The sequence below is a fragment of the Pontibacter flavimaris genome, assembly GCF_001907195.1.
Taxonomy (GTDB): domain Bacteria; phylum Bacteroidota; class Bacteroidia; order Cytophagales; family Hymenobacteraceae; genus Pontibacter; species Pontibacter flavimaris.
On the sequence record NZ_LVWA01000005.1, the window covers coordinates 200,728 to 226,887 of the forward strand.

At 52.6% G+C, this 26,160-nt stretch carries 19 protein-coding genes and 1 tRNA gene; 8 read left to right on the plus strand and 12 right to left on the minus strand.

What is annotated here, in order from left to right; genetic code table 11:
• Positions 1 to 23: 23 nt before the first annotated feature.
• The 5 genes from A3841_RS09335 to A3841_RS09355 form a co-directional block, all read right to left on the minus strand.
• The gene (locus A3841_RS09335) at positions 24 to 1,415 is read right to left on the minus strand and encodes a vWA domain-containing protein (RefSeq protein WP_073852059.1); all 1,392 of its coding nucleotides are present in this window, start codon (positions 1,413 to 1,415) and stop codon (positions 24 to 26) included.
• 44 nt (positions 1,416 to 1,459) lie between these two features.
• Positions 1,460 to 2,317, minus strand: a complete 858-nt coding sequence (locus A3841_RS09340; protein ID WP_073852060.1) for a transketolase — start codon at positions 2,315 to 2,317, stop codon at positions 1,460 to 1,462.
• 165 nt (positions 2,318 to 2,482) lie between these two features.
• Complete coding sequence (gene bcp, locus A3841_RS09345) at positions 2,483 to 2,932, minus strand: thioredoxin-dependent thiol peroxidase (RefSeq protein ID WP_073852061.1); 450 nt, start codon at positions 2,930 to 2,932, stop codon at positions 2,483 to 2,485.
• 97 nt (positions 2,933 to 3,029) lie between these two features.
• Entirely contained in the window at positions 3,030 to 4,943 is a 1,914-nt protein-coding gene (locus tag A3841_RS09350; RefSeq protein WP_073852062.1) for a M23 family metallopeptidase, read from the minus strand.
• A complete protein-coding gene (locus A3841_RS09355) occupies positions 4,930 to 5,541 on the minus strand; it encodes a fumarylacetoacetate hydrolase family protein (RefSeq protein ID WP_073852063.1) in 612 nt (203 codons plus the stop codon). The genes A3841_RS09350 and A3841_RS09355 overlap by 14 nt, the downstream gene beginning before the upstream one ends.
• Positions 5,542 to 5,895: 354 nt before the next feature.
• Between A3841_RS09355 and A3841_RS09360 the strand changes: the two genes are divergently transcribed.
• Together A3841_RS09360 and A3841_RS09365 are read left to right on the plus strand one after the other, a co-directional pair.
• The gene (locus A3841_RS09360; RefSeq protein ID WP_073852064.1) at positions 5,896 to 6,690 is read left to right on the plus strand and encodes a M48 family metallopeptidase; all 795 of its coding nucleotides are present in this window, start codon (positions 5,896 to 5,898) and stop codon (positions 6,688 to 6,690) included.
• A 12-nt stretch (positions 6,691 to 6,702) separates the two neighbouring features.
• Positions 6,703 to 7,338, plus strand: coding sequence for a hypothetical protein (locus tag A3841_RS09365; protein WP_073852065.1), 636 nt, complete (start codon positions 6,703 to 6,705; stop codon positions 7,336 to 7,338).
• Positions 7,339 to 7,448: 110 nt separating this feature from the next.
• On the opposite strand, the gene A3841_RS09370 is transcribed toward A3841_RS09365, so the two are convergent.
• A complete protein-coding gene (locus tag A3841_RS09370) occupies positions 7,449 to 8,255 on the minus strand; it encodes a 3'-5' exonuclease (RefSeq protein WP_073852066.1) in 807 nt (268 codons plus the stop codon).
• Between the two features lie 5 nt (positions 8,256 to 8,260).
• Positions 8,261 to 9,646 carry a UDP-N-acetylmuramate--L-alanine ligase gene (locus A3841_RS09375; protein WP_073852067.1) on the minus strand — a complete coding sequence of 462 codons (1,386 nt, stop codon included), beginning with the start codon at positions 9,644 to 9,646 and terminating at the stop codon, positions 8,261 to 8,263.
• Between the two features lie 210 nt (positions 9,647 to 9,856).
• Between A3841_RS09375 and dnaB the strand changes: the two genes are divergently transcribed.
• From dnaB to A3841_RS09405, 5 genes are all read left to right on the plus strand, one after another.
• Positions 9,857 to 11,434, plus strand: coding sequence for a replicative DNA helicase (gene dnaB, locus A3841_RS09380; protein WP_073852068.1), 1,578 nt, complete (start codon positions 9,857 to 9,859; stop codon positions 11,432 to 11,434).
• 1,291 nt (positions 11,435 to 12,725) lie between these two features.
• Positions 12,726 to 15,428, plus strand: a complete 2,703-nt coding sequence (locus A3841_RS09390) for a D-alanine--D-alanine ligase family protein (protein ID WP_083610284.1) — start codon at positions 12,726 to 12,728, stop codon at positions 15,426 to 15,428.
• A 112-nt stretch (positions 15,429 to 15,540) separates the two neighbouring features.
• Positions 15,541 to 16,317: a PASTA domain-containing protein gene (locus A3841_RS09395; RefSeq protein WP_073852071.1), complete on the plus strand. Its 777-nt coding sequence runs from the start codon at positions 15,541 to 15,543 to the stop codon at positions 16,315 to 16,317.
• 248 nt (positions 16,318 to 16,565) lie between these two features.
• Positions 16,566 to 18,386, plus strand: a complete 1,821-nt coding sequence (locus A3841_RS09400; protein WP_073852072.1) for a T9SS type A sorting domain-containing protein — start codon at positions 16,566 to 16,568, stop codon at positions 18,384 to 18,386.
• A 3-nt stretch (positions 18,387 to 18,389) separates the two neighbouring features.
• On the plus strand, positions 18,390 to 18,695 hold the full coding sequence (locus A3841_RS09405) for a rhodanese-like domain-containing protein (protein ID WP_073852073.1): 306 nt from the start codon (positions 18,390 to 18,392) through the stop codon (positions 18,693 to 18,695).
• Between the two features lie 225 nt (positions 18,696 to 18,920).
• On the opposite strand, the gene A3841_RS09410 is transcribed toward A3841_RS09405, so the two are convergent.
• Positions 18,921 to 20,207 (minus strand): site-2 protease family protein, encoded by a 1,287-nt coding sequence (locus A3841_RS09410; RefSeq protein WP_083610285.1) that lies wholly within the window; start codon positions 20,205 to 20,207, stop codon positions 18,921 to 18,923.
• Complete coding sequence (locus A3841_RS09415) at positions 20,194 to 20,826, minus strand: HAD family hydrolase (protein ID WP_073852634.1); 633 nt, start codon at positions 20,824 to 20,826, stop codon at positions 20,194 to 20,196. Before A3841_RS09415 ends, A3841_RS09410 begins: the two co-directional genes overlap by 14 nt.
• Positions 20,827 to 20,918: 92 nt before the next feature.
• On the opposite strand from A3841_RS09415, the gene A3841_RS09420 reads away from it, so the two are divergent.
• Positions 20,919 to 20,992: transfer RNA gene (locus A3841_RS09420), tRNA-Ile, on the plus strand.
• 995 nt (positions 20,993 to 21,987) lie between these two features.
• Here A3841_RS09420 and A3841_RS09430 read toward each other — a convergent pair.
• The 3 genes from A3841_RS09430 to A3841_RS09440 all read right to left on the minus strand — a co-directional run bounded on the left by A3841_RS09430 (position 21,988) and on the right by A3841_RS09440 (position 26,123).
• The gene (locus A3841_RS09430; RefSeq protein WP_073852075.1) at positions 21,988 to 23,172 is read right to left on the minus strand and encodes a hypothetical protein; all 1,185 of its coding nucleotides are present in this window, start codon (positions 23,170 to 23,172) and stop codon (positions 21,988 to 21,990) included.
• Positions 23,173 to 23,175: 3 nt separating this feature from the next.
• The gene (locus A3841_RS09435) at positions 23,176 to 25,641 is read right to left on the minus strand and encodes an N-6 DNA methylase (RefSeq protein ID WP_073852076.1); all 2,466 of its coding nucleotides are present in this window, start codon (positions 25,639 to 25,641) and stop codon (positions 23,176 to 23,178) included.
• 182 nt (positions 25,642 to 25,823) lie between these two features.
• On the minus strand, positions 25,824 to 26,123 hold the full coding sequence (locus A3841_RS09440; protein ID WP_073852077.1) for a hypothetical protein: 300 nt from the start codon (positions 26,121 to 26,123) through the stop codon (positions 25,824 to 25,826).
• Between the last annotated feature and the right edge of the window lie 37 nt (positions 26,124 to 26,160).

Genomic DNA, 26,160 nt, shown 5'->3' on the forward strand with positions numbered 1-26,160 from the left:
ACTTTATACGTTGGCTGGCCTCCTTATCTGTTAAAAATCCTTACGGTTGTAGTCGCGCCCGATCGTATGGTGAAGTCCTGCACAAAGGTGAACTTGCTCGACTTGGCGGATTTCATCCGGTACACTAATTTATAGTTTCCAGGCTGTAGGGCCATGGTTATTTTGCTGTTGTCCTCGGGCAGGTTGCAAAGCCAGCGCTGGGCGCCGCTCTCGTGCAACTCGTACACGCTGCCGTAGCCCTGTACCTGCGAGGGGATGGCCAACTGGCCGGGCGGCGGAATCGTGATCGTGTTCGTTTCGCCGGATTTCAGCTCCACGTTGCGCATGATGATGCGCGGCATGGTAAGGATCTCCAGATCATACTTGCCGGCCAGGTACTTGTGGCGGTTGCCGAAGGTTTGCACGTTCAGCGTTCTCTCCGTTCCGGCCTGCCGCACGATGGTGTTCAGCAGCCTGTAAGGCGATGGGCCGTCCTGGCGCAGGTACAACTCGCCTTGCGGTGCCTTCACCTTGATCACGTTGTTTCGGCCCGGCTTGATGCTCAGGCTGCGCTCCAGCACCGGCGGCGTGGTATTCACCAGCAGGTGGTAGGGCAGGAGGGCATCCACATCCAGCACGTCGGTTTTGCCGTTGGCGTCCAGGTAATGCACGTAATCATACTCTGCCTCGCCGCTCAGGGCATTCACAAAGGTCAGGTTCACGCCGGTTTCGCTGGGGCGGTTCTCCTCGTCGAGCAGCTCCACGCTCACGGTGGTCTTGCTCAGGGTTTGCGTCACGATCTCGGTCAGCACCCGCTCAAAGGTCTTGATGTCGGCGGCATTGAAGTATTGGCCAATGCAGTCCAGTTGCTTCTCATGCTCCGGCTCTATGCCGATGCCGATCACGAAGGGGCGCAGGAAAATGCGTTTCCGCTGCAGCGCCTCAGAAGTGGCGCAAGGGTCGCCGCCACAAGACTCCAGCCCATCGGTAATAAGAATCACCACGTTGCGGGAACGGTCCTCCGGAAAATCGCCGGCGGCCTGCTGCAGCGAGTACGTGATGGGCGTGTTGCCCCGCGGCACAATGGCCTCCAGCTTTTTCTTGATCGCCTCCGAGTTGTCTTCGCCAAAGGGCACCTCCAGTTTGGTATCCTTGCAGTCGTTGCGCTCGCGGCCAAACTGGTGGCCATAAGCCCGCAGCGCCACCTCCACGTTGTCATACTGGTCGAGCGAGTCCACCAGGTGGCTGAGCAGGTTCTTGGCCACGGCCATGCGGTCGCTGTTCTCCCACTTGGCCATCATACTTCCCGAGGCATCCAGCAGAAAGAGGATGCGCGTTTTAGGCTGCGGTTTTTTATCCTGGGCAAAAGCGCCCCCCGTTGCCGAGATCATCAGCAATAAAAGAAGGGCGGCTATACTTTTGCTCCAGCTTACCATGCGCTAAAACCAGAAAGGTATGGGCTCAGGTCCGAACGTATGACTTAGTAATCGGATGCTTGCTCTACGGCCAGCTGCTGCAGGGCTTTCTCCAGCTGCTCATCATTTGGCGCCACGCCATGCCACTTGTGCGAGCCCATCATGTAATCCACGCCGAAGCCCATTTCCGTGTCCATCAGGATTATGACCGGCTTGCCCTTGCCTGTGGCGGCCCTGGCGTCGTCCAGGGCAGGTAGCAGCAGCTCAAAGTTGTTGCCGTCGGCCTCCAGCACATGCCAGCCGAAGGCTTCGAACTTGGCGCGCAGGTCGCCCAGGCCCGCCACCTCTGCGGTAGAACCGTCTATCTGCTGCCCGTTTCTGTCTACGGTGGCGATGATATTATCTACTTTGTGGTGCGGGGCATACATGGCGGCCTCCCAGATCTGGCCTTCCTCCAGCTCGCCGTCTCCCATCAGCACATACACCAGGTTGTTATCCTTGTTCAACTTCTTGGCCTGTGCCGCGCCGATGGCAACCGAAAGCCCTTGGCCCAGCGAGCCCGAGGCGATGCGGATGCCCGGCAGCCCCTCGTGCGTGGTCGGGTGGCCCTGCAGCCTGGAGTCCAGCTTGCGGAACGTGGCCAGCTCTTTTACCTCGAAGAAACCGGCGCGGGCCAGCGTGGAGTACCATACCGGCGAGATGTGGCCGTTGGAGAGGAAGAACAGGTCCTCGCCCTCGCCGTCCATCGTAAAATCGGTGCTGTAGTTCATCACCCTGAAGTACAGCGACACAAAGTAATCGGTGCAGCCAAGCGAGCCGCCCGGGTGGCCGGAATTTACGGCGTGCACCATGCGCACAATATCGCGGCGCACCTGCGCAGCGGTTTGCTTCAGCTCTTCAATGCTAAGGTTATGTGGGTTCACGTTAGTCTAATTGTTGGTTGTTGAATGGTTTAATTGTTAGCCGGCCGGATTTATACTTTAATACTATAAAGTACAGGCAGCCAACTTCGCATCAAGTATACTTCTACTGATGTCCAAATATAACAAAAAAACGCAGCTGCCGAAGGGGGCAGCTGCGTTAATGTTTTATTTCAGTATCTGGGCGGCGTGTTCCTTGGTCTTTACCTTCGTGATGATGTCCTGAATGATGCCCTCCTCATCAATGACGAAAGTATAGCGCATGGTGCCCATGTACTTGCGGCCATACATTGATTTCTCCTGCCACACCCCGTACTGCTCCACAATCTGCTTATCGGTGTCGGCAATGAGGGTGAAGGGCAGTTCATACTTACTGATGAAATTCTGGTGCGATTTCTCGCTGTCTATACTTACGCCGATCACTTCGTAGCCTTCTTTTTTGAGGTCGCTGTAGTTGTCGCGCAGGTTGCAGCTCTGGGCGGTGCAGCCGGGCGTGTTGTCCTTGGGGTAGAAGTATAAAATCACCTTTTTGCCGCGGTAATCGCTCAGCTTTACGGTATTGCCGTTCTGGTCCTTGCCCTCAAAATCAGGCGCTTTGTCTCCGATGTTCAGTGTCATAGTTGTTTACGTATCATGTAGCACGACACACGTAGCACGACTTGGGAATAGTCGCATGTCGTGCTACGTGATACGTGTGTCGTACTACGGTATCAAATTAAATTCTGGTAGTATACACCGCCTCGTTGCCGGTGTTATCCTTCACCTTTAGTATAAACTCGCCCGACAGAGGGATGTTTTTATCCAGCTTCTCAGACCAGATGGTGGCTTGCTTGTGCTCATACTTCATCAGGATCCACTTGCCGTCTATCCAGGCGTTATAGGAGTTCAGGCCCGAGAGGTCGTCCGAAATCCTGAAACTGATGCCGTTGCGGCTCTTGCTGATCAGCCGGATGGAGGGAGCCTTGGTGTCTTCCATCACCTTGAATTTACCCATGTTCTTAGTGTAGAAGGTGATGGTGTTGCCCTCCCACTTACCGCCCGTGAAGCCACGGCCCCGGCCGGTGCCCAGGAAGTATACCGCCGCCTTGCTTTTGTCTATGCCGGTGGTGTCGGTCCTGAGCGTCACCTTCATGGCCTTGTGCAGCGGCGTGAAATAATCTCCGATCGTGAACACGCCGTTCTCCAGGCTGGTCTGCAAGTATAAAGTGTCGTACAAACTCTGCTCGTCGAAGCTCAGCTTCAGGTAATTGTTACGGAACTGAAACGCCTGTGCCGGCGGCACCAGCTGCTCCAGGCCAAAGCTTGTGCTCAGCCCGCAGAAGCGCATCGAGTCGGGCAGGCCGGCGCGCAGGTCGTACAGGCCCACGGCAACGGAGTTGTGCACGTAGCTCGGCACCAGCATCAGCTCCTCGCCGCCCACGAACAGCTCGATGTTCTTGGGTGTGGCGCTGGTATCGGCGGCGTTTATCCGCAGCACATTGCCCAGTATCTCGTAGTTTATACTTGGCTTCTTCACGGCGGCAGACCTGGTTTGGGTAAAGGCCGGTTTCTGCCCCTTCACCGTAAAACTCAGCGAGGAGGTGTTGTTATAGGAATCACGGGCCAGCAGCTTTACCTGGTAAACCGAATCCGGCTGCACCTTCAGGCGGCCGTCGCTGCCGTTGGCCTTGTAGAGCGGCAGGTCGTTGCCGTGGTCCACAAATGCTTTCTGGAACGTACTGCCGCGGCGCCTGTACTGGCCGTAGTTGATGTGCTGCGACACCTGCCGCGACAGCTCAAACGGCACCCGGTCGATGTAGTGGTTGTAGAGCTGCTCGCCGTTCACAAACAGCGTTACCTCCTGCGTGCCGTTCTTGTTGGCGGCTCCGTCCAGCCTATCAATAGTTTGAAGTTCCAGACCCAGCAGGCCGTGTGCGAAAACCGTGTCGGTCAGGGTATAGTTATTGCCAACTTTTTTGGTGCGCAGCTCGGCCCGTTCAAACGCATTGTTTACCCGGGAGTGGATGTTCAGCGGCGCGATACCGATGCTATAGATATCCGGCGGCGTGGTGTCGATCACCTCCTTAAAAGTATAGCGCAGCGGGTTGTAGAGGCGGTCGTCCTTGTCGCGGATCTCGAAGTGCAGGTGCGGGCCACCCGAGCCGCCCGTGTTGCCCGACAGGCCGATCACGTCGCCGCGTTTCACAGGGAACTGCCCCGGCTCCGGGAAAAGCTCCAGCTCAAAGGTCTGCTTCTCGTACTGCTGCTGCAGCATGTGGTCGGCCAGCGGCTTGTAAAACTCCAGCAGGTGCGCGTAGGTGGTCACCAGCCCGTTGGGGTGCGTTACGTAGATGATGTTGCCGTAGCCGTAGGTCGACTGCTTCACCCGCGAGATGTAGCCGTCGGCGGCGGCGTGCACGTTCAGGCCCACTCGCTGGTCAGTCTTAATGTCCAGCCCGCCATGAAAGTGGTTCGAGCGGATCTCGCCCATCGTGCCCGAGAGGTAGTTGCGCTCGCCCGGCTTAATCGGGAAGAGGAAGTAATCTGCCGGGGCAGGCATGGGCGCCTCGGCCGGCATCTGGGCCATGGCGCCGAAGCCGGTGAAAAATGTAAGTATGGCTGTGGCGAGCCGCTTCTTATTTAACTTCAAAATCAAGGAGTTTCTTGTCTTCAACATATCCTTCCAGCCTGTCTCCAATTTTTACGGGGCCTACGCCCTGTGGTGTTCCTGTATAAATGATATCTCCCTTTTTCAGGGTAATGAACTTCGAAATGTAAGCGATGATCTCGTCAAAGGGGTGCAGCATCAGCTTCGAGTTGCCCTGCTGCCTGGTCTCGCCGTTCACGTCCAGCCTGAAATTGATGTTGTGCAGGTCCGGGAAATCCGACAGCGGCAGAAACTCGGAGACAGGGGCAGAGCCGTTAAAGCCCTTGGCCAGCGTCCAGGGAAGGCCTTTGGCTTTGGCTTTGGCCTGCAGGTCGCGGGCGGTAAAGTCTATGCCCAGGCCAATGGCGTCGTAGTACTTGTGGGCGAACTTCTGCTCGATGTTCTTGCCCTCGCGGCTGACGCGCAGGAGCAGCTCCACCTCGTGGTGAACATCGTTGCTGTACTCGGGGTAGTAAAAAGGCTCGTTGTTCCGAAGTATGGCTGTGTCAGGCTTAAAGAAGATCACAGGCTCGTCGGGCACTTCGTTCTGGAGCTCGGCAATATGATCGGCATAGTTCCTGCCGATGGCTACTATCTTCATGTAAAGGGATTTTTCGGTTCTATTCTCAAAAATAGGACTTCTTACGGAGAGCCCTAGCAAAATCCGTAAAAAAATATAGGATTTGCAGCGTGTTACGCCCCTGCGTTTATACTTGTTCCAGCCTCCGGCAGTGCAATTGGCAGCAGCGCCTGGTCCGGCAACTCTAATAAGCGGAGGTGTCGTATACTGGTGCAGGAACCATACTTTTTAGCGGCTGCAGATCACTGGATCAACGTAAAAACGGGCTTTCAAGTATAGGTTTATGCTAATTTGTTCATATAATTGCGACCGGTTTTCAGAAATTTGGTTCAAAATTTGAATTGGGTTTCAGGAGCCATTAAATCATATAAGACGATGTATAAGAAAATTATTGCCTTTTCAGTAGCTGTGGTCATGCTTGTGGCCTGTACGACGGTGCCGATTACGGGCCGCCGTCAGCTTAACCTGGTGTCTGACGCGCAGATGCAATCGCTGAGCTACGATGCCTACAACCAATTCCTGAAAGAGAACAAGCTCTCGCGCGATGCCCAGGCCACGGCCATGGTGAAGCGCGCCGGCCAGCGCATTCAGCGGGCGGTGGAGCAGTACATGGCCGCCAACGGCCTGTCGCAGGAGCTGCAGGGCTTTGAGTGGGAGTTTAACCTGATCGAGGATGACCAGGTGAACGCCTGGGCCATGGCCGGCGGTAAAACTGTGGTGTACACCGGCATACTTCCGGTTGCCCAGAACGAGACGGGGCTTGCCGTGATCATGGGTCACGAGATTGCCCACGCCATTGCCAAGCACGGCAACGAGCGCATGAGCCAGCAGCTGGCGCAGCAGTTCGGTGGCCAGACGCTGTCGGCACTGGCTGGTGCACAGCCAGGTACGGCGCAAAACCTGGTGATGGCGGTGTATGGCGCCGGCTCCCAGCTGGGCCTGCTCAAGTATGGCCGCACGCAGGAATCGGAGGCCGACAGACTGGGTCTGATTTTTATGGCGATGGCTGGATATAATCCAGAAGAAGCTGTATCTTTCTGGAAGCGTATGGAAGCCAAAGGCGGCGGACAGGCCCCGCCGGAGTTCCTTTCCACGCACCCTAGCGCCGGAACCAGACAGGCAGACCTGCAGAAGCACATGCCTGAGGCGCTGAAATACTACAAGCGCTAAACACCTAACTGCATGACCACAGACAGAAGAAGCCGTACCCTCGGCGCCACCCTGAACAGAAGCGGGTTGCTGTACCTGCTGTTTTTCCTGCTGCTGGCCTCTTCGGCCTGCTCCACCCGCGAATTTATACAGGAGGAGAATGCTGAGAACCCAGAAGGCGGCGAGGTGGAGGCGGAGGTGCCCTATGATGGCGTGCTTCTGGCGCAGGTCGTGTTTGATACGGTAGACCACATCGTGCCGACAGAGCAGCTGATGCAGCCTTTTATCAAGGAGTTTGGCGATGGAACGGTGGTGGACAGGGTGATGATCCGGAAAGTGCAGGAAACGAAGGAGGATGAGCCGGCCTACTACTTGGTAGGCCTGGGCATGCAGAACGGCGCTTACAGAAGTATGGCGTTGGAACTGGACCTGGCTGCTGACAACAGTTTATACCTGAGCAGCAAGGGCTCCCGGCATATCTGCAAATCTTCTGCCGGGTGTGGCTTCTGCTACTTCACCTTCTCAGGTAACCGCATCACCGGCTGCCAGTGCTCCTCGCGGGCACCCGGCAACAATTGTGAGCATCGCTACTCTGAAGGCAACACCCTGCTGAAGGAAAACCCAAGGCTCCGCCCGGACCGGGAGCGCGATAGCAGGAAAAGTAACTAAGAAGTATAACTAAGCAGTATAAAACAGAAGCGGCCGCTAAAGTATAGCGGCCGCTTCTGTTTTATACTGCTGTAGGGGTGTAATTAATTCCAGTTGCTACAAGCTTTATGCTAAGATACCTGCATGCCGCGCAGCCTGATGCGGGTCAGGATCTTTTTGGTATAGAGCGGGAACTCGCTTTTCATCATCCAGTCGTAGTAGCTGGGCTCCTTCTGCAGCACTTCCTCCACGGGCACATTCTTATACTTGCCGAAGTTGAAGACCTCCTGCCCGGCATTGTTGTACACGATGCGGCCCGACAGGTCGGCGGTTTTCTGGAACGTGAACTTGTGCAGGGCTGCCATGTCGTTCTGCACCGGGTATTCCGTTACGCCTTCTGAGGTCTCATAGGGCGTTTCCTGGTAGCGCTCCAACTGGGCCTTCAGTATCTCGTAGGTAGCCACGGTGTCGGCCTCGGCGCTGTGGGCATTGTCCAGTGTTTTGTCGCAATAGAACCTATAGGCGGCCGACAGCGTGCGCTGCTCCATCTGGTGGAAAATGCGGCAGGCGTCCACAATGCTGCGGTTCTCAATATCAAAGTCGATGTCGCAGCGCAGGAACTCCTCGGCCAGCAGCGGAATATCGAAGCGCAGGATGTTATAGCCGCCCAAATCACAGCCTTCCAGGAACTTGCTCAGGTCGTGGGCCACTTGCTTAAACGTGGGGCAGTCGGCCACATCCTCGTCGTAGATCTTGTGGATCAGGCTCGACTCCAGCGGAATGGGAACAGTGGGATTGATGCGACGCGTTTTCAGGATCTCCTCGCCGCTGGGCATCACTTTCAGGGCGCTCAGTTCCACAATGCGGTCTTTGCCGATGTCTGTGCCGGTGGTTTCCAGGTCGAAGAATACGATGGGGCGCTTGAGGTGTAATTTCATACTTTCTAGGATTTCAGAACCGCCTGCGTTAGCGCCTCCAGATTAATGTTATTGTAAGTGCCCGAGCTCATCAGCAGCAAGTTGGCGTTCTGCCAGTTGCGCTCCAGCAGGTGCTGCTCAAGTGCGGCTGAGTCGGTAAATACATTCAGGTTTTGGTTTTTGAAGGCGTCATTCAGTTCCTGCTCCGTCAGCGGCTCCATGCGCTTGTGCTCCAGGGTTTTCGGGCTGAAGAACACGATGGGAGCATCGGCCAGGTCCAGCGTTCCGGCGTACTGCGGTATAAATTTCTTATTCAGGCTGCTGAAGGTATGGAGCTCCAGTACTGCCACCAGCTCGCGCTGCGGGAACTGCTTTTTCACGGCCTCTGTGCTGGCCTTCACCTTGGAGGGGGCATGGGCAAAATCGCGGTAAATATTGGCCGTAGCCGACTCGCCCAGCTTCTGCAGGCGCTTGGCCGCGCCCTTAAAGGTTCTCATGGCGGCATAGAAGTCCTGCGCCTTCACGCCGATCTTCTTGCACACCTCCTTGGCCGCGTTCAAGTTGCGCAGGTTGTGCTCCCCGAATAGCTGCACCTCCACATCGCCTTCCTTCTTGGTGTGCAGGATGGTTTTGCCGTTTCGGATGCTATGCTCGTGCACGCCGTAGCCAATGTAGGAGATGTCGGCCGGGTTGCGCGGCACGCTCACCAGCTGCACCTGCTCATCATCCTGGTTGTAGATCAGCGTGCCGGCCTTCGGTGTCATCTCGGCAAAAATGCGGAACTGGTCGCGGTACAGGTCCGGGTCCGGGAACACGTTGATATGGTCCCAGCTGATGCCGCTGATCACGGCGATGTGGTGGTGGTAGAGGTGGAACTTGGGCACCCGCTTCACAGGGTCCGACAGGTACTCATCGCCCTCAATGATGATCACGGGCGCATCGTCTGAGAGCTTCACCATGCGGTCGAAGCCCTCCAGTTGCGCGCCCACCGCATAATCGAACTTGCGGTCGATGTACCGGAGCACGTGCATGATCATGCTGGTGATAGTGGTTTTGCCGTGGCTGCCGCCTATCACCACGCGCTGCTTGTCGCGGCTCTGCTCGTAAATAAACTCCGGGAAGGAGTAGATCGGGATGTTCAGTTCCTGCGCACGCTTCAGCTCCGGGTTATCGGCGCGGGCGTGCATGCCCAGTATAACTGCGTCGGGGCGGGCGTCCAGTTTCTCCGGGAACCAGCCTTCCTGCGCCGGCAGAATGCCCGCGGCGGCTAGTCGGCTCTTGGCCGGTTCGTAAATTTCATCATCCGAACCCGTCACTTTCAGGCCCTTGTCGTGCAGGGCCAGCGCCAGGTTGTGCATGATGCTACCGCCCACGGCGATGAGGTGTATGTACTGAAAATCCTTCTTCTCCATAATGCAACAAATATGTACTAATCAGGCAAAGTTATAAGTACTTGGCTAATTTAAAATAGCTATACGTTAATATGTGGATACATTGTGGATATGTGTATATTGGTGTGGATATCCTGTGTAAAGGCTCCTGTGTGGTTGTTGATAGCCGGGTGGGCAATTATTACGAACATTTTTCGGGCGCAGGTTATATAAGGATATATCTTTGTGCTTATGGAGGAGATGAAAATGAATGTGCGGCCTGCGGGCAACCGCAACGGATGGCAGAAAAAAGCCCCCGTAGTTTCGGAGTTGGGCAAGAAGCCACCGCAGGCACTTGATCTGGAGGAGGCCGTGCTAGGCGCTCTGATGCTGGAGAAGGATGCCCTGACCAACGTGATCGATATTCTGCGCCCGCAGAGTTTCTACAAAGAGTCGCACCAGCGCATTTTCAAAGCCATACTTTCCCTCTTCGATAAATCGGAACCAATTGATATTCTGACGGTAACGCAGGAGCTGCGCGAGCACGGGGAACTGGAGCTGGCCGGCGGCGCCTACTACGTCACGCAGCTGACGACCCGCGTTAACTCGGCAGCCAACATTGAGTACCACGCCCGTATCATCACGGAGAACTCCATCAAACGCGATCTGATCTCCATTTCCTCGGAGGTGCTTTCCAGCGCTTTTGAGGACACCACCGACGTATTCGAACTGCTCGACAGGACGGAAGCCAAGCTTTACGAAGTGTCGGAGTCCAACATCCGCAAGAACTTCGACGACATGCGCTCGCTCATGCACATGGCCATCAAGGAACTGGAGGAAAAGCGCAAGCAGTCCGATGGCTTAACGGGCGTGCCGACCGGCCTGACGGCGCTGGACCGCGTAACCTCCGGCTGGCAGAAATCTGACCTGGTTATACTTGCCGCCCGTCCGGCGATGGGTAAGACGGCCTTCGTGCTTTCGGTGATGCGCAACGCCGCCGTGGACTTTGGCAAAGGGGTAGCCATCTTCTCCCTGGAGATGTCCTCGCTGCAGCTGGTGAATCGTCTCATTTCATCGGAGGCGGAGCTGGAGTCGGAGAAGATCAAGAAAGGAAGTTTGGAAGAGTATGAGTGGGCTCAGCTCAACCATAAGATCGCGAAACTAACCGAGGCACCGATTTACATCGACGATACGCCGGGCCTTTCGATCCGGGAGCTGCGCACCAAGTGCCGCCGCCTGAAGGCGCAGTACGACATCCAGATGATCATTATTGACTACCTGCAGCTGATGAGCGGCAACGCTGATGGCAAGAGCAACGGTAACCGCGAGCAGGAGATCGCCTCTATTTCGCGAGCGCTCAAGATGCTGGCCAAGGAACTGAACGTGCCGGTGATCGCGCTCTCGCAGCTGAGCCGCGCCGTGGAGACCCGCGGCGGCGACAAGCGCCCGCAGCTTTCTGACCTTCGTGAATCCGGTTCGATAGAGCAGGACGCCGACATGGTATGCTTCCTGTATCGCCCGGAATATTATGGTATTACCGAGGATGAGATGGGCAATCCGACAGCCGGCGTGGGCGAGGTGATCATCGCCAAGCACCGAAACGGCTCGCTGGAGAACGTGCAGTTGAAGTTTATCGGAAAGTATACGAAGTTCACGAACCTCGACAGCGATTTCGGGGGAGATGGCATGGGCGGTTTTAACGCGCTGCCAAACAGTACTTTTGATACCGAGACCCCGGGAGCCATTCGTTTGGGCAGCCGCATGAACGACGGTGGCAGCGGTGGAGGAGGTTTCCCGACCTCAAATTTTGACGAGGAGCCGCCATTTTAATCAGACAAAGTATAAAAAGGAGTAAGGCAATTTACTTGCGTGGAATTCGTTTTCGAGTTACACGTTTGCAAGTATAAACGAATAGCCAAAGGAGGATTAGCCGCTGCGCCACAAGCCAGTGGCTTTTCTGTTTTTATAGATCTTGCATTGTCCGAAGGTCCTGGGAGCGTCTTATACTTGTGCCTTAGTTAGCTTTCTGCCCTCAGTTATGGCGCAAGTCTTTAGACTTGTGTCCTAACATGGCGTCGAGTCTGTGCCTCGACTAGCTTGAAAAGCCATACCTATACTTTAGTCATACTTTCATACTTGAGCAAGCCATACTTTATACTTGCTACTATACTTTATACTTTAGCTATACTTCCCTTGCCGCTGCTTCCTGCTTTTTGACACAAGCTATACTTGCTAGCAACGTTCATCCTCCAGACTTACAAGCCTACAGTTTCATTTCCTGCTTTGGTGCTCTCAAGCCCGAGAGGGCTCGCCTTCGGGCATCGCGCTGGGAGCTTTTCCTTTGCTCCTGCGTCGCAATACCTCACTCCGTTCGGCACCGGAAAAACTCGCATAGGCGCTCAACCCAAAGGCTGGGATCAGTTCGATAGCTATGGCTGAGGGAGCTTGAACCAAGTATAAGTCCCCCTTTGAAGGGGACAGGGGGATGATAATCATCTTCTGAACAAAGGCTATAATTAGATTCGATAGCCGCTGCCTTGCTGTCATCTCGAATGAAATGAGAGATATCTTTAGAATTCTGTTTAGGTCTTTCGCCCTGCTAGAGATCACAAGGAAAGCAGCAAGTATAATTCCCCTCCTCGGAGGACTGCAGGGGTGTTTATACTTGTAGGGACAGGTCGCGACCTGTCCGCGCGAGAACAGCAGCAATAAAACTTATACTTTGGTATGAATAACAGCAGAATTCCCCGCCTTAGACTACCGAGAACGCGAGTTCGAAGGTAGCGAGCGTAGCTCTGAGGGGATAAAGGGGTGGTTGGACCAAGTTAACTATGAAACATGTACTTCCCAGTAGCCTCAGCTTCACCTTCTCTTCCCACAAGATCCTTTCAGGATGACAGAAAAAGGAGCAAGCATACTCCCCGTCTCGGGAGAGGGACAGGGTTGGTTGGACTAGGCACAGCAGAAATCACCAGAGGCCTGTTTAGAAGTATAAATCCATCGAATTTATACTACGCTTTGAAATTTACAATTGTCTTGCAACGGAAAGTATAACGAGGCCGCGTTTTTAAGCTCCTAAATTCTACTTAACTTAAGCCCCTCATTTATTACCTTTGCGATAATGAAAGTAGGAATCATCTTTGGTGGCCCGTCGCGTGAGCGTGAAATCTCGTTTGCAGGTGGCCGTACAGTATACGATAACCTGGACAAGTCTCTTTTCGAGGCCGTTCCGGTGTTTGTGGACAGCCTGGGCAATTTCATTCTGCTCGACTGGCAGTACATCTACAAAGGCACCATCCGCGATTTTTACCCGCCGGTGGAGGCGCTGCCGGAGAGCGAGCACGGGCTGCAGATTTACCTCGAGTCGCTGGGCGAGCTGAGCATAGCTGAGCAGGACAAGATCATCGCCAAAGCGGGCAAGCGTCTGCAGCCGAATGAGTTCAAGAACCACTTCGATTTTGCGTTTCTGGCACTGCACGGCCCTTACGGCGAGGATGGCAGCATTCAGGGCTTGCTGGAGTGGTACCACATTCCTTACTCGGGATCCGGTATACTTCCCTCAGCCATTGGCATTGACAAGGCGGCGCAGAAGGAGATGCTCAAGCAGCACGGTTTCCCGACACCGGATTACAGAACCATACAATACAATGATTGGAGCAATAAGGAGAACCGCCGCCAGGTATTTGAGCAGCTGAAAGCGGCTCTGAACCTGCCGCTGGTGCTCAAAGCGCCGCACCAGGGTTCGTCTATCGGCGTTTCCATTATCAAAGAAGATGATTTTGCTGCCTTTGAGGCCGGCATGGAGCGCAGCTTCTTCACCAAAACTATTTACAAGAGCCAGTGGCTGGCGATGGGCGAGGAGAAGCAGCTGGTAAGTATGAAACAGCTCGTGGATATCCGCGAGGGCATCGGCATGCCGGTGGTGCTGGAGGATGGCCAGATCATCTATCATCCCGAGGAGCTTTTCAACCACATCAACCATACGTTCAACACCACGGCCACCGACAGCATTACGCTCACCAACGTGGAGCACGAGCAGCAGGTGCTGGTAGAGGCCTTTATCCAGGGCCGGGAGTTCTCGTGCATTGTGGTGCAGGATGAGCAGGGCCAGCCGATCGCGCTGCCGCCAACCGAGATCGTGAAAGGCAGCGAAGTGTTCGACTATCGCTCCAAATACCTACCGGGTCTGAGCCGCAAAATCACGCCGATCAACCTGCCAACAGAGCAGATCCAAAGTATAAGACAAGCTACCAGCAGACTCTTCAGGGCCTTTGGGTTTAACGTGTATGCTCGCTTGGATGGCTTTATCACCGAAGCAGGCGATATTTTCCTCAACGACCCGAACACGACCTCGGGCATGCTACCCTCGTCGTTCTTCTTCCACCAGGCCGCTGAGATCGGGCTGAACCCCTCGCAGTTCCTGACCTACATTATCCGCACCTCGGTATCCGAGCGCCTGAAGACCGGCAAGGACACCGTGAAGCTGTCGCGCTTGTTGCAGCAGCTGGACAAAAGTATAAAAGACGAGCAGGTGCACCGCCAGGAGAAGATTCGCGTGGGTGTGATCATGGGCGGCTATTCCTCCGAGCGCCATATTTCGGTGGAGAGCGGACGCAATATTTATGAGAAGCTGTCGTCTTCTGTAAAGTATGAGCCGCTGCCCATCTTCCTGACGGGGAGCAATGAGTCGCACCGCCTGTACGCCATTCCGATCAACATCATGCTCAAGGATAACGCCGACGACATCAAGGAGAAGGTGCTATACTTTGAGCAAGGCGGAAAGCCGCATCCGGTGCTGGCCCAGATCATCGAGGAGGCATCAAGTATAACGAAGAAATACACCGGCCGCAGCCTGCAGGAGCCGCAGCGAATCACCTATGATCAGCTGAAAAACCTGGTGGACGTGGTGTTTATTGCCCTGCATGGTCGTCCGGGAGAGGATGGGGCGCTGCAGCAGGAGCTGGAGAAGCTGCACATTCCGTACAACGGTTCCGGTATTCGCTCGTCTCAGATCACCATCAACAAGTATGAAACCAACGAGATCCTGGCCAGGCACGGCGTGTCGGTGGCGCACCACAAAATGGCTATGAAGGAAGATTGGCTGCAGGATAAGGAGACTTTTTACCAGAGCCTGGAAGCTGAGTTTAAGTATCCGTTCATTGCCAAGCCAGCCGATGATGGTTGTAGCTCCGCGGTGAAAAAGATCAAGAACCGCCAGGAGCTGGATGCCTTTTCTACATTAATTTTCCGGGAGATGGAGGAGCTGGATACGGAATGTGCCCGCACCCTGTCGCTGGGCTTTAAGGAGGAGTTTCCGAACAAGGCCGGCTTCCTGGTAGAGACGCTCATCAGCAGAAACGGCGCGAAGCACTTCCTGGAGATCACGGGTGGTTTGCTGACCAAGTATAACCCGGACGGCACGGTAAACTACGAAGTCTTTGAGGCCTCGGAAGCGCTGGCCGAGGGTGAGGTGCTGAGCCTGGAGGAGAAGTTTTTGGCCGGGGAGGGACAGAACATCACGCCTGCCCGCTACGCTGCCGATCCGGAGCGCCGCCAGAAAATATCGGACCAGGTGAAGGAAGACCTGCGGCGTGTGGCCCAGATTCTGAACATAGAAGGCTATGCCCGTATCGATGCCTTTGTGCGCGTGCTGGAGAATAACGAGGTGGAGACCATCATCATCGAGGTGAACTCGCTGCCAGGCATGACGCCTGCCACCTGCATCTTCCACCAGACCGCCATCAACGGCTACAAGCCATACGACTTCATCGACCGCATTCTGAGCTACGGCATAGAGCGCACCCGCATGAAGGCGAATATCTAGAAGTTAAGGAGTTAGAAAGTTAAAAAGTTAGAAAGTTGGGGAGTAATCAAAGGGTTGGAAGATCCTTTACCAAGCCAACAATTTAACAATCAACCATCAGCAATTTAATTGCATGTTTAAATCGAATTCATTTTTAGGTGTGATAGGGCACCTGCTGATTATGGGCATTGTTGTGGCGGCCCTGATCCTGGGCTTCTTTTACTATTACCTGCCCTCCACCACCAACCATGGCGAGAGCATCTCGGTGCCTAAGATAACTGGCATGCAGCTGCAGGACGCTGAAATGCTGCTGGAGGAGCAAAACCTGCGCTATTTCATCAACGACTCTACCTACAAGGCAGATCAGAAGCCGTTCCAGATCCTGACGCAGGACCCGGCGCCGGGCTCCAAAGTAAAGGAGAACCGCAAGATCTACGTCTCGGTGAACATGAAGAACCCGCCGATGATCAAGATGCCCAAGCTGATAGATGGATCGGTGAAGAATGCAGAGCTTATCCTGAAAAGCTACGACCTGCGCAAAGGCAAGATCACGTACGTGCCGGACCTGCAGCAAAACGCTGTGCTGAAGCAGTTTGTGGATGGCAAGGAAGTTAAGCCGGGCGATATGATTCCAAAAGGCTCTTTAGTGGACCTGCACGTGGGTGACGGCCTGGGCGAAACGGAGTTTGAGATGCCGAAGGTAGTAGGCATGCCGGTGGATGAAGCCTCGGTGCTGCTGGTTGGGCAGGGGCTGCAGATCGGCAACGTTTTCTACGTACAGGGCAGCGAGGAGCCCGATGGCACGGTGGTAAGGCAGCGCCCTTACGCCGAGGTAGGCGCCAAAATCCGCGTAGGCGAGATGGTGGACCTTTGGGTGGCCGGTCCGGAGCCGGTGCAGGGCATAGAGTAAGCATCTACAAAGTATAAAAGTATAACAGGAGCGCCTGCCGGCAACGGCAGGCGTTTCTGTTTCCGCGAGAGATTGTGTTCTCCTTAACGCCGACTGCAGACAGAAGTATAGCTTTCCATAAGTCTCCCGGTGCGGGGGCGGGGAATTACCTTCTGCATGATATTAGGCAGGTTGCAGCGGCGCGGAAACCTTAAGGTTTGCATCAGAGTAGCGGAAATGCTACCTTTTGCCTTATATTTATACCTGGGATGAAAAAACAGCTGGCGCTCATACTTCTTATACTTGGCGGTGCTGCCTCGGGGGCCGCTGCACAGGCTGTGCTGCAGCCGCTCCAGCAGGAGGTGCGCCAGCCGCAAAAGTATAAACCAGCGGCAAAGCAGCTGCGGCTGGCGGCAGAGCAGAGCCTGCCTTTCTTCGATGACTTTGCCCAGGCCGATACGCTGAAGACTTCGCGCTGGAGCAGCGGGGGCGTGTTCGTCAACAACCGCTATGCGCTGCGGCCCATCACCAAAAACGTAGCTACTTTCGACGGGTTAGATGCCAACGGGCAGGCCTATGCCACCAACTCCCTGGCCGCCGGGCCTTCTGACACCTTAACTTCTGCGCCTATACTTCTGGGCGACCTCACGCCCGCCGACTCGGTATACCTGAGCTTATACTGGCAGTCGGGTGGTTTGGGCGATGTGCCGGACCAGACGGAGAGCGACCTGCGCTACCTGGCATTGGAGTTCCTGGACAATACCGGTGCCTGGCAGGAAGTATGGCGGCAGGCGGCAGTAGGCGAGGTAACAGACTTTGCGCAGGTGTTTGTGGGGCTTCGGGAGGCGAGGTACTTCCACAGCGATTTTAGGTTCAGATTCAGGAATGTAGGCTTGCGCAACGGCATGGCCGATGTCTGGAACCTGGATTACGTGGAGCTGGATAAAAACCGCCGCAAAGGGCAGAGCACCACCCGCGACATTGCTATCAGCCAAAGTATAAGCAGACTGCTGAAAAACTACACCGCCATGCCCGCCCGCCAGTTCCGAGCGAACCCTGAGGCGGAGCTGGCCGATACGGTGCAGGCCACCCTCAATAACCTGGGCGATTTTCCGGGGGCCATCAGCTGGAGAGGCTTTATCCGTAACGAGGGAGCTTCGGTGGCTGATACTTTTCTGCGCGAGCAGGCGCTGATTCCGGGCCTGGCGCGGCAGTACGAGATCATTGGTGTGCCTTCGCTGGGGAACAACACCCTGCCAGCCACCGACAGCTTTACGCTGGTGCACGGCATCAGGCTCGACACAAAGGAGCAAAACGCGCAGCTACGCGCCAACGACATCACCGAACGCAGCACAGTGTTTTCCGATTTCTATGCCCTGGACGATGGCACAGCCGAGGCCGGCTTCAGCTTTCTGGGCACCGGTAACACGCAGGTGGCCCAGCGCTTCGACCTGCACCTGGTAGACCAGGTAAGAGCCTTCCGGGTATACTTCCCGAGGGTGGGACCGGATATTTCGGGCACCTCCATCACTTTCAGGATTTGGAGCGATGCGGATGGGTTGCCGGGCGAGTCGCTGCACCAGCAGAGCTTCCGGATACAGTACTCCGACTCGCTGAACGGCTTTTACGAGGTGGAGTTGACGCAGCCGGTGCGGGTGCAGGGCAGCTTTTACATCGGCTGGACGCAGCCGGGGAGCCGGTACGTCAACATCGGTTTTGATAAGAATGAGGATGCGACCGGCCGCCGGTTCACCTACACCGCCTCGGGCGGCTGGACTCCGGAAAACACGCTGGAAGGTGCCATTATGATGCGACCGGTAATGACAGGGCAGGAGCCGCTTGGGGTGGAGGAGGATCGCTACGAGGCGGCCATGCGCGTGTTTCCGAACCCGAGCCGCGGCCTGGTATACCTGAGCGAGCCCTACGAGCAGGTGCAGGTATACGATATGCTGGGCCGGCAGGTGCATCATCAAACATATAAAAGCAGCCGGGAGGCCCTGCAGATGGGGCATTTGTCGCCTGGAGTTTATACTTTGCGTATTCAGAATAGAAAAGCCGTTATCACGAAGAAAATTATCCTAACAAACTAAACTATGATCGCATCAGCAGACATTACCGCAGAAGAACTGAAGGAGCGCCTGAGCAAGGGAGAGACCCCTGTCATAATAGACGTGCGCGAAGACTGGGAGCACCAGGAGGCTAACATACCCGGGGCCAAAAACATACCGCTAGGCACCCTGCCGCAGTGCCTCGACGAACTGGAGGACCTGAAGGATGCGGAAGTGATCGTGCAGTGCCGCTCCGGTGCCCGCTCCGCCTCAGCCAGGGCATTCCTGATGCAGCAGGGCTTTTCCAACGTTCGCAACCTGGTAGGCGGCTTCATGGCGTACCAGGGCTAAGTATAAGTATAAGTATAAGTATAAGTTGCGATTAACCTGCTCCTCCCAAGAGAGGAAAATTGCAAAAGAGTAGGTGATTCCCCTCCTCGGAGGGGTTAGGGGTGGGTTAACACCTGCACTGCATTAGTAAATCGCAACTTGGGTTTAAAGTATAAAGCAAAGTAAAAAGGGAGCGGCCATACCAGCCGCTCCCTTTCTTTTTAACTAAGTTTTAGGATAGCTGGCCTACTCAATGATAAACGGTGTGGGCGTGAAACAGAGCAGGAAGATGATAAAGGCAAGTATACCCAGCGCCTTGCGCAGCGGCGTGAGCGGGCGCTCGTCGGGGCAGGAGGGGTGGAAAATGCCCATCACGCGGGAGAGCAGCAAACCGAATACCAGCCAGCCACTGTACCCATCCGACTCTGGAAATACCAGTGAGATAAGCACCTGCGCCGCCAGCACCACTCCGGCTAAGTATAGGCTATACTTCAGCTTTGGCGTGGCAGGCTGCAGCACAAACACCAGGTACAGCACGTAGTAAGGCCACAGCCAGAAGTAGGCCTCCAGCTCCGGGAAAAAGCCCGACAGCCCGTACTGCAGCAGCATCATGGCCAGGGTGGCGCCCAGGGCGTGGTTGCGATTGCCCAGCAGCTTGGCGTAGGCCCAGTAGGCAAAGGGCGCAAACAGCACCAGCAGTTCCTCCGACCACATGGGCTCCGTGTAGGGCGATATCACCCCCAGCCCGGCATAAAGTATAAACAGTGCGAAAAAGATTGGGGAGAGCTGGTTAAAGCGGCGGTACCCGATAAGTCCATAGAGCACATGGCCGCCGTCCAGCTGCCCGATGGGGAGCAGGTTAAGCGCCGTGAAGAACAAGGCCAGGAAGCCCGCAAACACGAACGGATAGTGGATGACCTCGTACTGGTTCGGCACCAGCGCCGGGTCAGCCACATAGGTCTCGAAAAGTATAAACAGCAGGTTCTTGCCCAGCGAAAAATTGCCAAAGCCCTGCTGGTACACGTGCTGCGCGTAATCCAGCCCGTAGCGCTCATACTCGGGATGTATACTGAAGATGTACTCCGGGGCAGGCAGGTGGGTAAACCCATAGAACAGCAGCGGAAGCGCCACCACAAAACCAGCCAGCGGGCCGGCAATACCAATGTCGAAGAACTGCTTCCGCGAGAAAATGCGCTCCTTTATCCGTATAAAAGCCCCCATGGTGCCCAGGGAGGAAGTGATGCCGAACCACAGCGGAATATAGTAGGGCAGCGTAACGGCGGTGCGGTAGTAGCGGGCCGTAAAGTAATGCCCGAACTCATGCACCGTGAGCACCCCCAGGAAAGGCAGCGAAAAGTATAAACCGCCCAAAAACTCGGCCCAGGAAAGCGTGCCCGTCCAGCTGAAGCCCTCGGGACCAAGGAAAAACAGCTTGCCGTACCGCCACTCTGCCCCGGCAATGGTCGTGGTGACCAGCGTGAGGCAGAACAGCAGCAGGTGTAGCCCGTATTGCTGCCGGTTAGCGGGCAACATCCGCAAAGAACTTATTGATGGTAAGCGGCGGCTGCAGGTGCAAGGTATGGAGGCCCAGGCTATTGGCGCTGTGGATGTGCTGAATGCTGTCGTCTATAAACAGCGTCGCTGACTTTTGCAGGTTATTCTCGGCCAGTATCTGCTCAAAAATGGCGGCATCGGGCTTGCGCTTGCCCACCAGGTGCGAGTAATAGGTTTTCTCGAACAGCGAGTCGAGGCTCGGGATGGTGAAGCTGTGTGCTACGATCTGGTTAAAGCGCTGCAGGTGAATGTCGTTGGTGTTGCTTAGCAGGAAGATGCGGTGTCGTTTGCCCAGTTCCAGCAGCAGGTCGATGCGCTCCTGCGGAATGTCGAGCAGCATGGCATTCCAGGCCTCGTCAATCTCCTCGTCAGTGGCCTCCAGTTGGTACGCCTCGCGCAGACCGTTGCGGAACTCCTCGTTCGAGCAGGCGCCGGTCTCCAGCAAATCGAACAGGTGCGATTGCTCTTTCTGGCTATAGGCAATGTTGCAGTTGCCCTTGCACAGTTTCTGCAGCTCCCGTATACTTTTGTCGTAATCCAGGTTGATGATGACGCCACCGAGGTCGAAAATGATATTGTTGATTTGTGTCAGGTCCACGAAAAAATAATCCGTTAGTATTTGAAATATTGAATGCAAATATGTAAAATTGCACTCCCATTTCAAAGGAAGCACTTCTTAAGAAGGGGAACGGGCCTATAGCTCATTCGGTTAGAGCAACTGACTCATAATCAGTAGGTGGCTGGTTCGATTCCAGCTGGGCCCACGTTGATAATCAAGCACTTGCCTCGTTTATTCGAAGTAAGTGCTTTTTTATTTGCATACAATTTGCATACAAATTGCTTTAGGTGAGTATGCCGTTGTTTAATACAGTTTACCCACTCAGGAATAGTAAATGAAACAGTTCTACTGTTAAGTGATCAAAAACTCGGCAAAGTTATTTGGTTCTATTCAGTCAATATATAGCCGGATTCTGATCCATTTAGAAATTATGAAGACCAAGAAGATGCATCATATGTTTCTGAGAAAAGAAATTCTTATGTAATGTTAATGATAGATGATGTATGTGATATAATGGCTATCACTTTTCATACTGCTCGCACACCTTTGCCTCGACTAATAAATTTTGTATTCATGGGTAGCATGAAACTTCTAAGCAGTAGGTCTTTGGTTCGAATCCAAACGGGAACACCTGAAAACAAGCACTTATAAAGTAAATTCAAGTCATTTCTAGCTCAAAATAGGTATACACAGCATACTTACCGGTGGCCGTGTGCCAAAACGTGTGCATTGACTGGTGCAGACCAGACGCCAAGATCAGCATCATCTCCTACGGCAGGAAAGTTAGAACTACCAGGGATAATCTGTTGCCAATTTACCTACGCGTCACAATACGGACAGGTGGGTGGAGTTGAGCCCCTCCGCTATGTATCGCCCGCCATGTGGTCAATAGGGGCAGGCAAAGTAGAGGGCAATTCGGCGTAGGTCAGGAGCGTGAGCACATACCAAGACAACTTCAGGGCCAAGTCTATACCCTCCAACGGGAGCGACTGCAGGAAGGTACGTTCGTCACCATGGAGACATTTAAGGAGAAGTGAATGGAAAGAAAGGATAAGCCGTTGCTGCTGTTGAAGGTATTCAGCATGCAAAATGATCAAATGGGCAAACTGGTGGGAAGGCCAACGCCCTGGGAACTATAGTGCGCTACAGCACCTGCCTACAGCTCGGTATTGCTTTAATGGGTTATTGGCTAAAGCAATCTTAGTTCAATATTGTTATTGTTTCAACTTGTAAACCTTTTTCAGCAACTCTGGTTATCGCCAATACTCTTGTGCCTTCAGCCAATGAAAATTTATTTACAAGCGCTGGAGGAACAAATGCATTACCACTATTGTCATTGGGGCTGAAAAAAGCGAAACCTTTAATATTTTTATTAATAATCACACCCTCAGATCCAGTATTCTCATTCATTGTGACCTCCTCTGGTATTGCAGATACCCACAAGGCTTTATTTGTTTCATAGTCATTGTTCTGATCTACATAGTACTTGAACCAAATAAGTATATCCAGCAGCTTGAACGCTAAGCTATAGAGCAGGTAAGGAGTGTTGACCGTATTCCTGTATTCAGAAAGATTTGTCTTACTGCTATCCGCCTCTTGTGTTTCACTGTGTGAGGCCGCATTAGTAATCTCTAGTATAATTCTTACATGAGAGGCGATTAACTTTGGGAAGTGTGGTCGGGCAGCTTTTATCCCTAAGTACTTAACCTCTAGCCCCGACATAAACAGACTTGAAGCTGCTAAGATTACCTGTCCATGTTCATCAATGCACTTTGCATGACTAAGTCCGAAGCGGTGAGCACACCTGAACATCTTCTCAAGGATAATGCGGAGTTGATTGAAGTACAGTTCATCATCGATCTCGGCTTCTGGATTAGAAAAGCTTCTTAGTATTGCTAGCAGTGGTTCTAGTGCGCTTTGACCAATATAGGCTTCCGTACAGACGTCAAAAGCTGATTGATAACGATGCTTTATTTGTGTGTCTTCGAGCTTGTCTGCGGCTGCCTTGATATCTGTAAAAAGTTTCTCGTTATCCCTTGCTTTTACATAGTACTTCCCAAAGCCATCTTCAAACACACTACTCTCCATGTAATCAGCCTGGCCAGTGAATATGAAGTAAGGGATTCTCTTCTTAGTAGATAACTGCTCAAGACGAAGAATGGAGGCTCTCAGCCCGCCTAGCCCAGGAACATCATCACCTACATTTTTTAAAACTTTTGCATCCAAAATTACTCCATCATACTTAGCGAGGTTTCTTTCAAGTTCATGCATGCCCTCCTCGTGAGTTGTGAAAGGGACTAGCCTTATGTCGCTGAATTCAGCATCTGAGATAACATCATCTTGCTTTTGATACTCATCGTCAATCCACAGTACAGTATACTTCATAGATTATTGCTTAAAAAGTGGGAAAGAAATTTTAACTGAGACAGGGAAGTCGCTGTCTTCATCACTTATTAAATCAAACTTGCCATTGTAGTCTCTCACAATTTGGGCTACATCAGCGCCTCCAATACCATTTTGTGCTGTATTGCCAGCCTTTTCACCTCTAATAGAATACAGGTTCTTGTTGAATCCCTTTGGAAGTGGACAGCCGTTATTGGCAATCACTAAGATCAAAGATTCTGTGCCGGCATCATAACTAATATCAGTTTTGATAATATTTCCTTTTCGGGATCCGAAGCCATGGACTTTGGCGTTCTCCACAATATTAGAAAACAGTTTAAAGAAGTCATCCTTGTTAATAATAACAAAAGGTTGAATGACACTCCTGTTGCCATTCTTGAGTGACTCTTTGTCTATTTCAAGCCGAAATGAAAATAGCTCGGGATCTGCAAATAGGTGCTGGGCCTCTTTAACCAAATTAAATAAATCCAGCTGCTCAACAGGCTTTTTCGCCAGCTTTACCTCAAGAGAAGCTAAAAGCTCTGACATGAGCTTTACTTTGCCTTTAAGTGAGTTAAGGTGTTCTTCGACCGTTGTGCCAAGAGTTTCAGAGAATTTATCCGTTAAGCTTATAGCCTTGCCGTTATTCTTTAGGAGGAATTTATGGGTAGCGGCAACACCAGAGCTAATACCATTGAGGTACTGATTAAGAGAATGTCTAGCAGATGCAAATTCCCTGAACATCTCTAATCTCATCTGTGTAAGATCAGAGATGTGCTTCGCCTGTTCAGATGATTGCTTCGTTAATAGAGCCTGAATAAGCCTCTCTTTCTGTACCTCCAAGGGAGGAAGCTTAACTTTAACCTGAAAGAGATCTTTTTTAGAGATGTACGGTATTACTGCACCAGTACGATACTTGGCAATCTGCTCAAGAACATAATCAGCCGAAAGCTCTTTTATCAAGTAACCTACATCAACACGCTGCTCGTCAATCTCACAGGCTAAGATGTCCTTAGTGGCGTAGATAATATCCCCCTTAAACTTAAAGTAAGTTGGTTTAAGGGTATTCCAGCGCACAGTTAGTAAAAGAGCAGACCTATCAAGGATATGAGCCTGTGGAGGTATCTCTGAAATCTCAACCTGCCTTGTGTCAAGGTAGAAGTTACCTGACTCTGCTTTCAGGTCTCGGAGAAGAATGAGCCTGCCTTTTGTTGCTGACTGTGGTTTTTTTCCTCGGACTTCTTTTAGCAGCTTACCAAGCTCTACAAGCGGTTCATCTGGCTTAACAGGTTCTATCTCTTCAATAAAATAGCGGCCTGGGTGTAGGTTGTAATTATGTGTGGCTATTTCAGCATTACTGACCCTGCGCAAAAAGCCGTTAGACTCTTCTGCATTAGTGATTGCTGCATGTAGAGGGGCGTATTGGATGCGGCGCTCCTTGTTGGATACCCTTTCCACAAAATCATCAGCATTTATCAGTAGGACTTCACCTTTGTCAGCTTTTGCCTTATTGATTACCAAAAGAGCAAAGGGAATAGCTGTGTTTGACAGTATGCCACCTGGAAAAGAAATAACCATTTCCAACAGATCCTGTTCTATCAAGAGTTGCCTTATTTTTAACTCTACACCGCCTCTAAAGAGAAAGCCTTGTGGCAATACAGCAATAATCTTCCCTTCTTCCTTGAGGTCCTTTAAAGCTCTACTAATGAAGAAAGATTCGACTGTTTTGAAACGGCCAAATTCATTCTCATAACACGGAGCTAGTCTCATACCCATTGGAGGGTTTGCAACAATTAGATCATACTTAAGAGAGGCGGGATTCCAATCATCAACTGAGTTGCCCAACTGATACTGATTTTCTGTGGCCTTACCATGAGCCAATAGCCGCAGTTGACCTAATGCCCAAGTTCTAGGGTCAATTTCCTGACCATAATAGGCGACATCTCTTTCCATAAGCACACCAAGAGAAGCCGGCCCAGCAAAAGGGTTATAAACCTTACCGCCAGCAGGAGTATTCGCTAGTGAAGAAACAAGCCTACTTAGTTCCAAAGGTTGAAGGTGCTGGCCACCAGCGCGTCCCTCAATCTTTGAAGCCCTATACAGTGAGCTCTCAAACAGCTCTTCAAAATGTTGCTGAAAAGACACCTCATCAAATGATGCCAGAAATCGGACTAGGTCTAGTAGGGTCGTATTAGAAAGCCTATCTATAACTGGAGAGAGGGTCTCAAATACTAAGTCTAACTTTCCCTCAGTTGAAGCCACTCGGACATAGTCGAAAACGAGGTCCTTCAGTTGTGCCTTAACATCTGAAGGATTTCCTTCTAATATTCTGTCCAGTACTCCTGCTTTTCTTAAGAAGAAAAAGAATGGTACCAAGGAATAATCACTTGGAGATAATTCGTTTCTAAAAATATCGAAGGCTTGAAAAGCTTTTTTCTCAAATACTGGATAGGGCTCAACTTGAGATTGCATAAGCAAAGAAAGAAAAGGGTTAGTGTTAGTCTTGATGTTACAAAGATGTGGGCAATGTGTGCAGCAGAAATGCACAGTAGTTGGGGAAAGAGTTGGCAAAATCTTAGCAAGAGTTAGCACTCCGAGATAGATAAGCTCTCTTGCACGTGCACATTAAAAGTATTTACTGCATAGCAGCACGCTTAACTAAACAATTGCTTTTTTAGTATGTCTCTGCGGAAGACAGGAGAAACAATAATAATCTCTGCAGGTATATTCTCCAAGTCGTAATTTTTGCCTTCTACTCCTTTGAAATCGATAAGGCCTTTGCGATAAAGCCGGTTCCAGTCCTCTTTACTGTACCATGGGTCCACAGAGTGGTCAATATACATTCTCAGATTATCTAAATCTTCTTTTACAAGGCAGTACAGTAAAAAGAAGTCCCTTATGGTAATTTTATGCTTAATACAGAGTTTTGTAATATTGTTAGTGTCAAGTTCCATAGGTAGTAGGTTCAAGTAAGACTGCTAAATGTAAGTT